The organism is Alkalicoccus saliphilus, from assembly GCF_003044065.1.
GTDB classification, from domain to species: Bacteria; Bacillota; Bacilli; order Bacillales; family Salisediminibacteriaceae; genus Alkalicoccus; species Alkalicoccus saliphilus.
This window is the reverse complement of record NZ_PZJJ01000007.1, coordinates 13,439-25,785: the sequence shown is the minus strand read 5'-3', so window position 1 is coordinate 25,785 and position 12,347 is coordinate 13,439. Positions and strand designations below refer to the sequence as shown.

Here is a 12,347-nt window from a genome sequence, read left to right as displayed (position 1 = left end):
TTATGATAATTGTCCTATTCCCTTGTTCTACCGTTAAGAAACACACTGTTCTTCATCCCGCTCTTTCCTGTATACTGGATAAAAAAGGAGGAGTCGTTCATGCGTTTAAAAACAGCAGTAGTTCAGATGGACGTAGCCTTTGGGCATCCGGAAACGAATTACAAAAAAGTCGAACAAAATATAAATGACGCCGTCGAAGCGAAAGCAGACGTCGTAGTACTTCCGGAGCTGTGGCCGACCGGATATGATTTTCAATATATGAAAGACCATCCCGATACAGAAGCGGATCAGGCTGTGAAATTTCTGTCGGAGCTCGCACGCAGACACCGGGTCAACCTGATAGCAGGGTCTGTCCCAAAACAGACAGAGAATGGGTTATTCAACACGATGCTCGTTTTCAACCGCCACGGCGCTTTCGTCAAAGAGTACAGCAAGGCCCATCTTTTTCGTCTGATGGAGGAAGAAAAGCATTTGAGTGAAGGTAATGAAGGCGGGTTGTTTAAACTGGAGCACGGCTACGCGGCCGGCTTTATCTGCTATGACATTCGTTTTCCAGAGTGGGTTCGCACGCACATGCTTCATCCGAAGCACACACCGTCAATACTATACGTTGTCGCAGAATGGCCAAAACCAAGGATTGACCAATGGCGTGCTCTCCTTATTGCAAGAGCAATTGAAAACCAGTGCTTTGTAGTAGCCTGCAACCGCATCGGTTCCGACCCAAATAACACCTTCGGCGGCAGCTCCCTTGTCATCAGTCCACTCGGAGAAATCATTGCGGATGCCGGTGAAAAAGAGATGATTCTTTATGCTGAAATTGAAACAGACGACGTGCACGAGATCCGTGAAAATATCCCTGTCTTCCAGGACCGTCGTACAGAACTTTATCGTTATGAATAAAATCATCGAAAACCTGTCCGTCAATCGACCGGCAGGTTTTTCAGCTTATTGATGAAGTAACCAGACGGAATTATTGCTGACCGGCTGTCGTTTTTCCGTACTCCCTGGGAGGAATCCACCTTTCTTTTAATCCCGGCCGTCTCCCCTCTCAGGACAGGAAATATTTGTAGTTATTTTCCTGTTTCCGGATTATACTGTAAGTAATACGCGGGGAGGTGTTCTGCTGTGAAATTGGAAGATAAACTGCAGGAATGGGAAAAAGAGAAGCTTCTCGATCGCAGTACTGTCACCCGTATACTTTCTTACGAAAAGGATCGTTATCCCGTCAGGAAAAAACACCGGCTGCCACTGCTCACGATAATAGGCCTCATATTTTTCACTCTGGCTGTCTTCAGCTTTATCGCTGCCAACTGGCAGGTTATGCCGGCGCTTCTTAAAACAGGACTCGTCCTTTTCCTGATGTGGGCCTTTTATGTACTCGGATATTTTTCTGAAAAGAAACATTTTGCCCGCCCTGTCATTTTCCGCCTGATCGGCCTCGCGATGTTTGGGGCTTCCATTATCGTGACAGCCCAGGCCTTCCATTTTTCTACAAGCGGTTCTCTTCTTCCATGGGCATTGTTTCTCGCAGCGCTTGCCCACTATGCTGTCTGGCGGCACGCTGCCTATACTGTTACAGCGTTCATTTTTGGTATCTTTACATTGACCGCTTCTATTCCGGTCGTCAGCTGGGTGGAATGGAGCTTTTTTACCGCAGTCGTGCTCGCCTGGTTTCTTACTTCCCGAAAAGATGAAACGACGTTTTTCAGCTGGTTTCTTCTATTCGGATCCGGTTTAAAGCTCTGGAGCGCAGCGGAATATGCGAGCCCTTTCTGGCCTGTCTGGACACTATTTGTTCTCTTTCTGCTGCTGTTCCTCATTCCCGATGAGAAAGCACAGAAGCTTCTTCCGCTTTACACCGGCACCGGTGCTCTGCTGCTCGTTATTTATCTCGCCGTACGTGGTGAAGCTGGCTTGACGCTCGTCGATCTTAACTGGTCCGAGGCATCTGCTTTAGCTGCTGCCGGTGCCCTCGTTCTTATCCTGGCTTTCTGGAAATTCCCTGCAGCAGCCTGGACTGCCGTTCTCGGAGGTCTCGGTTTTATGATGTTTGACGAAACAGCCATCGCTCTCGCAGTAACAGCAGAAATTACAGCGCTTGCCTATTTATTCGTTTCGCATCGCCGAAGCCTGCCGCTTGCTCCCGGCTTTACTTATTTTATTCTCGTTCAGCTTGTCATTTACGTCATTTTTGCATGGGGAAGGCTGGATATGGCCTTGTTCTTCCTTATCGGCGCACTCCTTCTCTTTGCTTTTTCCGGCACAGCCTGGTGGCTTAACCACCGGAAGGAGGAGGCAGCATCATGAAAAACTGGATATTACCTCTCATTCAGACACTTTTCACTGCACTCGTCGTCCTCAGCTTTTACGCTGTCAGCTGGTGGGGGGAAGAATTCACGCTCCGCGCAGAGCCGTATGATCCGTTCGATCCCTTCTTAGGTGAATACGTTATGCTGCAGTATCCGGATCTCGACCCCCCTGCCGGCCTGGATAACCAGACGGTGTACTTCACGCTGGAGGAGGGTGCTGATGGATATGCTGTCATAGACAGAATCGACGATCAGCCTTTCTTCGGGTCCATTGAAGGGCATACGTACCAGCAGTTCGTCACTGCTCCGCAGCTCGAGCAGTATTATGTGGAGCAGGGAGAAGGGCCGGTACTGGAAGAAGCCGGCGATCTCGAAGTAACTGTGGACGTTGCCCCCTGGGGAGCTGTACGCCCCGTCAATCTGGAAGAAAGGTCTTCCGAATAGCATAAAGAGGCTGTCTTAAAAGGGTCATAGAGACAGCCTGAACAGCACGAGTGGAGCCGGACCAAGGTTTTAAAAACCCTGTCAGACCGGGATTTATCTGACAGGGTTTAGTCCGCGCGAAGCCGTGCTCTCTCCCTTATAGGACATACGCTTTTGTTATAAATTCTACTGCAGGAAAATAAGGTTGATTGCAGCAAGAGCCACAACAGCTCCGGCCAGACGCCTCATGTTTTCCTGGGAAATACGGCGCAGACACGAAACTCCGAGCTTTGTTCCGATAAGAACCGTCACAATTCCAACTAAAAAGTAAAGTAGAAAGTCCACATTGTAGTCCCCATTCACCCCGTGAAGCGTGACCGTCATGAGATTCGTGAAGAAAAATGTAATCTGCAGATTTGCACTGTAGGCGTACTTGTCGTCAGCGAAGGCAAGCATCAGGAAAAAGACGAAAAACGGTCCCCCGATAGCAAACACTCCCCCGACAAACCCGCCGAGCAGCCCAGCAAGAATGGGAATCCAAATGGCCGTAGAGTTGATTTTCTGCATTCTTTTCGCTCCATAAAAAAGGTAAACGACAATCAGAAGAAGGAATACCCCGAGAAAATCCCTCATAATATCCAGTTCTCCATATGTAGAAAGAACATAAAACGCGCCAATCCGCCCGAAAAAAGCAGCACTCAACAGTACCACGAGCGATTTCCACCGCACGTGCTTCCAAATCTGAAAAGCGATGCTTGCTGCGACAAACAGTGAAAGCGACATCACGAGCAGTGTACTTTCTATTACGGTAAACATGAGCGGAAGGAAGCTCATCGCAATCAGGCCGAAGCCAAATCCGCTCACTCCCTGAATAAAACTGCCCGCCAGCAGTACGAGAAATACTATCAACAGTTCAATCATAAATACGACCCGGCTTTCTGTAATTTACTCATCTCCGCTTATTGTACGCCAATCGAAAGATAATTCCCACCCGGACTCTCGTTTTTTTCCTGGAATTCATGCTATCCTTAACTGGAAGCCACTTCCTTTCCGGTATTTAGACATCTATAATTGAAATGTTTTTGTGGAGGTCCTGCTTATGGAAACTGCTGTCGTAGCCACAGCGATCACAGTCATGGGACTGATGGTCGCTTTAGGTGTTTTTCTCTCCTATAAAGTACATATTACTACCGAAACCAAACAGCTTCTCGTTGTCGTCGTATTAAACATAGCTGTGCCATCCGTCATTTTAAACGGGGTATTCAACACGGACGTTTCCGATCAGCTGCTCCGTCAGGTCGGCATTATTTTTGGACTTTCTATCATTTTTCATCTTGGGGCAATCGTATTTGCTCTTTTATTTGCGAAAATAGCAGGCTTCCGCTCCACGTTTGCGAAAAGAATGACGGTCCTCGCCGCCCTCGGAAATACCGGCTTTATCGGCATTCCGCTCTGCGCCACGATTTTCGGGCCGACCGGCGGGCTTCTCGCTGCGATTTTTGATGCTGGACTGGACTTCGTTATTTTTACTGTCGGCCTTTATCTTCTGCAGTCCGGACGCTCGTTCCGGCTGAAGCAGCTGAAATCTCTTATCAATCTGCCGCTCGCTGCGGTCATTATCGGCATCAGCTCCGCGTTTCTTGAGCTTGAGCCGCCGGCCGTCATCCGCCAGCTTGTAGAGCTTTTATCGGGTCTTGCCGCTCCGCTTGCCATGCTGTATACCGGCATTCTCCTGCAGCAGCTGCTCCGGCGGACCGGGTTCCGGGTGTATCCCCAGATCTGGTTCCCGCTCACGGTCCGGCTGCTTGCCATCCCTGCATTAACACTCACTATTCTTCCGTTTATTCCGCTGGAGGAAATGACGAGAAACGTCGTCATCGTGCTTTCCGGCATGCCGACCTTTATGCTCGCGGCCATTCTCTTTACCCGCTATACGGATGACGAAGATAGCGCGGTTATGACTATTTCCTTTTCAACAATCCTGTCGATGGGAACAATCCCGCTCGTCGTCTACGCCGCTTCATTTCTTTTTTAAATACGGGGTGAAAAAAGACGGCCGGACCTTACGGTTATGAGACTTTCGGAATGAGAGTAAAAGAGCCAACTGAAAACTTTGAAGTATTAAAAGATCACACGATGAAACCACCCTCCCACTCGTAAAATTAAGGAGAGATCTTTATGGAAACCTTTCAGCGCCAGGTAAGATGGCTCGTACCGGCTTTTCTTTTACTTACCGTTCTTGACCGGACGATATCCTTCCCTGCTATCTGGACTATTATTGTTATTATTTTATTCGTTATAGGCCTTCTTGCTTTTTTCCGCGTTGAACTGCCGCTTCTCCGGCTGCACATCTTCCAGCTTTCGGCCGGCATGATGTTCAGCGGTGCAATAATCGGTAGTATTCTGACTTCCGGAACCGGCGCTTTTTTCGACTGGATTTACATTATTTTCTCTGTATGCTGGATCTATATACTTAGTAAAGAAACTAAAAAATTACCGGGAGAAGAATCCGCCTAGACTGTTCTCTCCGCTATACTGTATAGATCTTCCCGGAACGCAGCCCTTAAAGATCCTGAAAAGGGATCAGCTGCGCCTCTGAGAGTTGGCAGTATTCGGTGGAAAGTTGGGAGAAATACGCTTGCATTTGGTAGAAATATTCTTATTTGGTAGAAATACTTAGAAGGTTGGTAGAATTCCGGGGACGAGTTGGTACTATTCCGGACCGTGTTGGTAGAAATACGCTTTCCTTTGGTAGAATTGCCTCGCCGCCCCTTCCAAAACACCCCATTTCAAAGCAAAACAGAACGCAGAAGTGGATTTCTTCTGCGAAGGTCACTAAAGAGTGTTTTCTTTCAGGAGGCTGGCAGAAATACGAAGAAAATTAATGGAGGCGACGGCTTCTCTTCCCGAATTACCGCATAGTCTTCCCGTTCCCAACTGCTGCTCAGCAAAAAAAGCCCCGCCGTCCACCGGCAGGGCTTTTTCTTCGCTTCTTTTACTCCTTTTCCACTTCCACTTGATCAACAAGCAGATGCTCTCCGGAAGTGTTTCTTACAGAGAAAATAATTTCTGCTTCTCCGTTCCCCGGTGCTTCGTATTCCCACGTTACTTCCTGCCAGTCACTGTCTTCCAGTACAGTGTAGCCGGAGTAATTACTGTAATTGTTTCCATGGTAGCCGGGGGCGTACATCGCGTTACGGATTTCCCCGGTGCCTTTCACCTGGAAAGTCACTTCGTACACCGCTCCTTCTTCCATGCGGTAGGCTTCCGTAGTAAACCGCTGATGGCTTGTATTGTCACGTTCAAGCTGCACTGCATATTCCCCGTCAAACGAGTCATCCGACTGGTTTACACGGGACATCGCAGTATTCGAAGCTTCTCCATACCAGCCCACAGGAAGGCCGTCCTCCCACTCTTCAAAAGAGCCGTTAGCGAGTTCTTCGAGAGCGTCAGCGTCGGACTGAACAACAACCGTCAGCGTGAGCTGGCCGCGGTTGCCCGCTTCGTCTGCTGCTTCATAGCGCACCGTATACGTACCGGCACTGTCCGGATCCACGTTATTAGTCACTTCCACCTGGTCCGTAATATCACCGTCCACGTCGTCGACAGCCGTTACTTCCGGAACCGTAAACTCTTCTCCGGCTGTCATTTCAATCCGTGGATTTTCATTCAGCTCATCATCCACAAACGTTATTTCCGGCGGTGTCACATCCCCCATATCGTAGTCCGGATCGATGTCCGGAACTTCGAGCTGTACCATGATTGGATCGTGGTCACTCGCCCGGCCGTGAGTTTCCATGAATTCGGAGTTGATCGCCATGGCATCCACGTCAAGTCCTGACTGAAGGTGCTCGGATACAACGATCGAATCAAGGGACTGGGAACTGCCGTTGTAGTTGTACGTATACTGCTCGCTGCGCGGCAGTTCATATATCGCATTGTAAAGGTCACCCATTTCCACCATTGTTTCTACCGGCGGGGACCATGGGAAGTCGTTAAAGTCGCCGAGTACCACAACGTTCGGATCGTCTGCCTTCTGATTCAGCTCTTCGACAAATCCGCCGACAACTTCTGCAATTTCCATACGCTGCTCCCGGCTTCCCTGTACGGGCGGCTGTTCCATACCGTAAGGAGCGAGGTCGCCGCGCTTCGAGTTCCAGTGATTGCCGATTACGTAAACAGACTCACCTTTAAAAATAAATTCGGATACTACCGGTTTACGGGAGTTTTGGAAAGCCTCATTTTCCGGATCAATAAAACCCGTTCCGTGGCTCAGTTCTCCGTTTTCACCGATCTGCACTGCTTCTGTCGCGTCAGCGGTGCTGTCATCCGCGAGTTCCACACGGTCGGTGCGGTAAATATGGCCGACACGGATGTTTCCTCCTGGAATACCGCCGTCCATGCCGTCGACCGGTGCTACATCCGTAAAGGCATACTGCGGACCGCCCTGGTCACGGATTTCATCAATCAGCGTCTGATAGCTTTCATCCGCTTCTGTATTGCCGCTGTCTGTCGTGCCATCGTTATCCATTACTTCCACGAGCGTAATGATGTCCGGAGCGTCCAGTTCATTTGCCATTGAATTGGCAAGGCGCTCTGTTTTCTCAGATGACACACCCGGGTAGTAGTTTTCCACGTTATACGTAGCTACCGTCAGCTTATCTTCTTCAAAATCGATTGTCGTTTCGTCACGGCGCTCGTTACCGCCGTCCATCAGCTCCGGAAAGCCTCCGTCCACCGGCTCCAGTTTGAAGTTGCCGAAATTGTACGACATAACGCCTGTTACTGCTTCTTCAAAATAGTCGCCGGTTTTAGCGACTGTGTTGCGCGGAGCATTTACGAACATAATTTCTGTATTCAGTTCCGCATCGAATTCCGATTCCTCCAGGTAAACTCCGCCGGAATCGGTGCGGTTTTCAACGTCCCATTCTTCTGAAATAACAGTCAGCTCATCGTATTTCTGCGGCCCGGTTACTGTTACCTGCCCCGGAATTTCCACGAGCATCCCTTCGAGACTTTCATAAAAATCCAGTGCGTTGTTTTCTGCATCGAATGTGTCCGGATCGTAAATGTCATAGCTTTCCGGATCAGCGACGAGTTCTTCCGGAATGTCCCGATCCTCACCGATCACAATCGGGTCCGGCAGGTCATTCCCTTCCGAAACCACCTGGACTTCCGACCCGGTAATCTGCGTCGTCGTCAGGTCGTCGTTCCCGTCAAAACCGTCTTCCTCCCATTCTGTAACCGTGCCGCTTACGTGCACTTCGTCACCAGTGGACACCCCGTGGTTGGGAAGGTAAACGAAAATTCCCTCCGACGTATTTACGTCTCCGTCCGACTCTTCACTCTGGAAGTAAAAAGCGCTGTTTTCTGTATGAGTGACAATGCCCGGCACTTCACGGACAGCTGTATCTTCGTAAGGCGAGATGTGGGAACTTCCCTGAATGTCGTAAATCTGTACATCCCCTGCTTCCGGCTGAATCGTATACGTGAATTCACGCACTTCGCTCGGCTCCAGCCCGTCGCTCACCGCCACTGCTTTCACTGTAACAGCTTCATCGATAACGATCGGCTCTGTGTAAAGCTCTGCTTCTTCAGACGGTTCACTTCCATCCAGCGTGTAGTAAATTTCCGCTTCTTCTGTTGCAGAAGAAAGCGTTACTTTCGTCCCTGCAGCTACCTGCCCGGTTTCGGGAGCAGCACGCACCGGACGTGTAACCGAAGCGTCCTCAATCAGATCGTCATTGTTTCTCGGCATCAGCTTCAGTTCGTTGAAATGATAATTTACAACGCCGACGATCGAATCGTAGGAGGTGTTTTCCATTACGTCAGAAAACTGTCCCAAAACAAGAAAATCATTTCCTGCCCCGTCTTCTGCATTGAAATCGTTAAAACCAACGTTATCAAGTACAGACACATCCTCAATTTCGATCAGCTTCGCCTGGACATCATCCATCTCCTGATCGAAGAATGAAGCGTCCACCATTTCCGGCTCAATCAGCCCGTGGGAAGCTTCCACGAGCTCTGAATCTTCCACAAGCAGCTGGATCATATCGCGGAATTCGTTCAGTTCCCCGGTAAAGGTTACTTTATCACCGATATTATAGGAGTCTCCAAGCCCCGAACCGCGCACAAGTATCGCCGCTGTTTCGTCCTGGACGTACATGTTCGTCTGGCCGCCTTCTTCAAAATGGGCCGTCACTGTTCCTGTTAAAGTCTGCTCTGTCTCCAGTTCTTCTCCACGTACGTCAGCAATTGTTGGACCAGCCGGCTCTTCTTCCTCCGGCAGAAAATCAAATGCTGCTGTCACGCCGTTCACGTCAAGCTCCCCCGCTGTTTCCGAAAGGTCTGCATCATGCGTCACCTGCACTTCTGAGCGGTTGTCCGCGTTGACTTCATAGTTCGTCAGTTCCGGCTGCAGTTCTTCCCCTTCTGATGTGGTAATAGAGACATCGATCATCCTTTCGATGGCGATGCCCTGTGGGTACGTTTTGTCAAATTCCACTTCGAAATTTGTTTCATCCAAAACTGTGACTTCCTGCACGGCTCTCTTCGGGCCCTCGCCACTCCCTTCCCCTTGTCCGCCGTTCCCATTTCCGTTATTCGCCATAACAGATGGGGAAAATGCTGTTACCGTCAGCAGCACGGCAAGAACAATAAATAAAGCTTTTCTTCCAGCTTTTATGCAAGTTTCCAAACTGGATTCCTCCTCTTATGTATGTAGTTGATTTTCCGGATATTACCGAAATATCAATTCGATCGTATCATGAAACCGCTTTTATAAGAAGCGTGAGCTGAAGGATTGAAGGGAATTAAGCCCGTGTCTTTAGTTTCATATTTGTAGCATGAAAAAGAATTGAAACTTTTCTTATGTTAAAATCCTAGCGTCATCATATTTCCGTTTTATTTTTTCTGAAAATTCGTTCAAATCGTTTTTACCTAAAATCCACGAACAGCACGTATGCTGATCTACCTTTACGATTTTCCCTGGCAGAACAATTAACATACCTGAAAGAACTTTCATCTTTTACTTCAAAGAGAAAAGGATGAAAAAAATGGAGTTATGTGGAAAGCATAACTCCATTTCTTATATACAACTCATATTTTCACATATTTGATTCATCATTCTATATCTTTAGACCTGGTTTTTATTTAAGACTTTAAAAACGATGCGAATGTCACAGGTGCAGCAGTTTCATCAGACAGCGGAAAGCCTGCTCCCGTTTGATTATGAGCTGCTGTGCTTCTTCCACCTTTACCGCGGAAAACTGAATTTTTTCGTGGGGACCGTACTGAGCCACCCGGGGCATGTCCTCCTGTATTACTGTCCCTATTCGTGCATAACCGCCTGCTGTCTGGCGGTCGGCAAGGAGGAGCATCGGCTGCCCTCCTGCCGGGACTTGAATCGTCCCCATCGTAGTAGCATCAGAAAGTATTCCTGCTTCTTTTTCCGGAGCAAGACCCGGCCCTTCCAGCCGGTAGCCCATTCTGTCGACTTCATTTGTTAAATAAAACTCGCTTTCGTAAAAACGGCTCATCGTATCTTCGTTAAACAAATCTTCATCCGGTCCGGAAATAACCCGTACCGGGCGGGTTTTATCGTAGTCCGGAATCAGGGATGGATGAAGTCTGCGTCTCGGAACGTCTGACGTTTTTGGCAGTAGTGAAACGTGATCCCCCTTGTTCAGTTCCCGTCCCTCATAGCCCCCGAGTTCTGCTTTGATGTAAGTAGACCGGCTTCCGAGCACTTCCGGCACATCAATTCCTCCTCCAAAAGCAATATACGCCCTGACACCGGAACGGGGTTTTCCAAACGAAATTGTCTGACCGGCAGAAACCGGTACTGCCGTCCATAAAGGAATATCTTTTCCGTCAATGGAGGCAGAGAGATCTCCTCCACCTACAGCAATCTTCGTGTCAGCTGTCATCACAAGCTCAGGTCCCATCATCGTAATTTCAAGACCTGCGGCGCCGTCCGGATTTCCAACAAGCACGTTGGCAAGCCGCAGTGCCCATGGGTCCATCGCTCCGCCAACAATAATACCGTACTGCTGGTAGCCCGGCCGGCCTTTGTCCTGAACGGTCGTCAGAAGCCCCTGCTTTTCCACTTTAAACCCGCTCATTTTTTCACCATCCCGGGAGCCGCAACTTCGACCCCGGCCTCTGCAAGTGCACGCCGCAGTTCGCGGGCAAACTCTGCGGCAGCATCTCCATCGCCGTGAATACATACTGTGTCAGCCTGAATCGCAAGTTCCCGTCCGTCCTCAGCGGTCACTTTTCCTTCCGTCACCATACGTACCGCCCGCGCCACCGCCGTCGAGGTGTTTGTTATGATCGCGTTCGGTTCACTTCTTGGCGTCAGTGTACCGTCAGCCTGGTACGTTCTGTCTGCAAAAACTTCCTGTGCTGTAACGAGGCCGGCCTTTTCACCCGCATGAATCAGTTCACTCCCTGCCAGGCCGTAAAGAATGAGGGAGCGGTCTGTATCCGCAACTGCCCTGGCTACAGCTTCTGCCGTCCCGGCGTCTACTGCTGCCTTATTGAACAGGGCACCGTGAGGCTTTACATGCTGCAGAGGAACGCCACGGACGCGGCAGAAAGCCTGAAGAGCACCGATCTGATAAAGCACAGCATGATAAATATCCTCGGCTGACGTGTCAATATGCCGGCGTCCGAAGCCGATTAGATCCTGGTATCCGGGGTGGGCCCCGATCCCTACTCCATACCGTACGGCAAGTTCAACCGTCCGGGCCATCACGTTATGATCCCCTGCGTGATAGCCGCAGGCGATATTTACCGACGAAATATGAGGGAGCACACCTTCTTCGTTTCCAACGACGTAAGCTCCAAAGCTTTCTCCAAGATCGCTGTTTAAATCTGTTTTCATGAGCTTCTCCCTCCTTCCACTGTAACTTCATATGCTCCTTTATTGATCTCTTCCTCTATTTGTTCATATTCCTTTTTTGTGACAGCTCTAAAACGAATTTTATCGCCTGCCCTTAAAAATACCGGCTCTTCCCGCTCCGGATCGTAGAGCTTCACCGGAGTCTTTCCGATAATACGCCATCCTCCCGGGGTAGTGAGAGAATAAACGCCGGTCTGCTCCCCGGCAATTCCTACAGAACCCGCTGGAACGGAAGACCGCGGGCTTGTAAGTCTGGGGACAGCAATACCCGGATCCATACCGCCGAGATAGGGAAAGCCTGGGGTAAAGCCGAGCATATAAACGGTGTACAGCGATTCCACATGCCTGTTTACAATTTCATCCGGAGAAATTCCGGTGCTTTCCGAAATACCTTCCAGATCAGGAGCAAATTCACTGCTGTAGCAGACAGGAAGGTGCCAGGTTCTTCCTTCCGGGATCGTTTCTTCCTCAGCCAGCTGCAGAAGTTTTTCTATATGTTCTGCTGCTTCTTTATAGGAAAGATTCCACGGTTCGTAAAAAACGGTTACCGCCGTGTAGGAGGGGACCCATTCAATGATTCCATCTGCGGGCTCTCTTTCAAGAACGGAAGTAAAAGCGCGTACCTGCCGATGTACTTCTTCTGATATTTCCGTACCAAAAGACACTCTGACACCAGCATCTCCAAGGGGTTTGATCAAATCGTCCACATC

Annotated in this window: 10 protein-coding genes; 5 read left to right on the top strand and 5 right to left on the bottom strand. The window is 49.4% G+C overall.

Annotation, left to right across the window (positions count from 1 at the left end):
• Positions 1-99 precede the first annotated feature (99 nt).
• The 3 genes from C6Y45_RS06035 (at position 100) to C6Y45_RS06025 (ending at position 2,753) form a co-directional block, all read left to right on the top strand.
• On the top strand, positions 100-900 hold the full coding sequence (locus C6Y45_RS06035) for a carbon-nitrogen family hydrolase (RefSeq protein ID WP_107584274.1): 801 nt from the start codon (positions 100-102) through the stop codon (positions 898-900).
• 225 nt (positions 901-1,125) lie between these two features.
• Positions 1,126-2,307, top strand: a complete 1,182-nt coding sequence (locus C6Y45_RS06030; protein ID WP_107584273.1) for a DUF2157 domain-containing protein — start codon at positions 1,126-1,128, stop codon at positions 2,305-2,307.
• The gene (locus C6Y45_RS06025; RefSeq protein WP_107584271.1) at positions 2,304-2,753 is read left to right on the top strand and encodes a GDYXXLXY domain-containing protein; all 450 of its coding nucleotides are present in this window, start codon (positions 2,304-2,306) and stop codon (positions 2,751-2,753) included. Before C6Y45_RS06030 ends, C6Y45_RS06025 begins: the two co-directional genes overlap by 4 nt.
• A gap of 165 nt (positions 2,754-2,918) precedes the next feature.
• Here the strand turns inward: C6Y45_RS06025 and C6Y45_RS06020 are convergent, their stop codons facing one another.
• Entirely contained in the window at positions 2,919-3,653 is a 735-nt protein-coding gene (locus tag C6Y45_RS06020; protein ID WP_107584269.1) for a sulfite exporter TauE/SafE family protein, read from the bottom strand.
• 178 nt (positions 3,654-3,831) lie between these two features.
• On the opposite strand from C6Y45_RS06020, the gene C6Y45_RS06015 reads away from it, so the two are divergent.
• Entirely contained in the window at positions 3,832-4,767 is a 936-nt protein-coding gene (locus tag C6Y45_RS06015) for an AEC family transporter (RefSeq protein WP_107584267.1), read from the top strand.
• Positions 4,768-4,910: 143 nt separating this feature from the next.
• A complete protein-coding gene (locus C6Y45_RS06010; protein ID WP_107584265.1) occupies positions 4,911-5,249 on the top strand; it encodes a hypothetical protein in 339 nt (112 codons plus the stop codon).
• Between the two features lie 478 nt (positions 5,250-5,727).
• Here C6Y45_RS06010 and C6Y45_RS06000 read toward each other — a convergent pair whose 3' ends face one another.
• The 4 genes from C6Y45_RS06000 to pxpB form a co-directional block, all read right to left on the bottom strand.
• Positions 5,728-9,429 carry a chitobiase/beta-hexosaminidase C-terminal domain-containing protein gene (locus C6Y45_RS06000; RefSeq protein WP_107584261.1) on the bottom strand — a complete coding sequence of 1,234 codons (3,702 nt, stop codon included), beginning with the start codon at positions 9,427-9,429 and terminating at the stop codon, positions 5,728-5,730.
• 481 nt (positions 9,430-9,910) lie between these two features.
• Positions 9,911-10,855, bottom strand: coding sequence for a 5-oxoprolinase subunit C family protein (locus tag C6Y45_RS05995; RefSeq protein WP_107584259.1), 945 nt, complete (start codon positions 10,853-10,855; stop codon positions 9,911-9,913).
• Positions 10,852-11,619 (bottom strand): LamB/YcsF family protein, encoded by a 768-nt coding sequence (locus C6Y45_RS05990; RefSeq protein ID WP_107584257.1) that lies wholly within the window; start codon positions 11,617-11,619, stop codon positions 10,852-10,854. The genes C6Y45_RS05995 and C6Y45_RS05990 overlap by 4 nt, the downstream gene beginning before the upstream one ends.
• Entirely contained in the window at positions 11,616-12,335 is a 720-nt protein-coding gene (gene pxpB / locus C6Y45_RS05985; RefSeq protein ID WP_425427858.1) for a 5-oxoprolinase subunit PxpB, read from the bottom strand. The genes C6Y45_RS05990 and pxpB overlap by 4 nt, the downstream gene beginning before the upstream one ends.
• Positions 12,336-12,347: the final 12 nt, after the last annotated feature.

What these genes read in the sequence shown, in the direction of transcription:
- C6Y45_RS06035 (WP_107584274.1), top strand. Translation starts at nt 100, where the DNA reads ATGCGTTTAAAAACAGCAGTAGTTCAGATGGACGTAGCCTTTGGGCAT.
- C6Y45_RS06025 (WP_107584271.1), top strand. Translation starts at nt 2,304, where the DNA reads ATGAAAAACTGGATATTACCTCTCATTCAGACACTTTTCACTGCACTC.
- C6Y45_RS06020 (WP_107584269.1), bottom strand. Translation starts at nt 3,653, where the DNA reads ATGATTGAACTGTTGATAGTATTTCTCGTACTGCTGGCGGGCAGTTTT.
- C6Y45_RS06015 (WP_107584267.1), top strand. Translation starts at nt 3,832, where the DNA reads ATGGAAACTGCTGTCGTAGCCACAGCGATCACAGTCATGGGACTGATG.
- C6Y45_RS06010 (WP_107584265.1), top strand. Translation starts at nt 4,911, where the DNA reads ATGGAAACCTTTCAGCGCCAGGTAAGATGGCTCGTACCGGCTTTTCTT.
- C6Y45_RS05995 (WP_107584259.1), bottom strand. Translation starts at nt 10,855, where the DNA reads ATGAGCGGGTTTAAAGTGGAAAAGCAGGGGCTTCTGACGACCGTTCAG.
- C6Y45_RS05990 (WP_107584257.1), bottom strand. Translation starts at nt 11,619, where the DNA reads ATGAAAACAGATTTAAACAGCGATCTTGGAGAAAGCTTTGGAGCTTAC.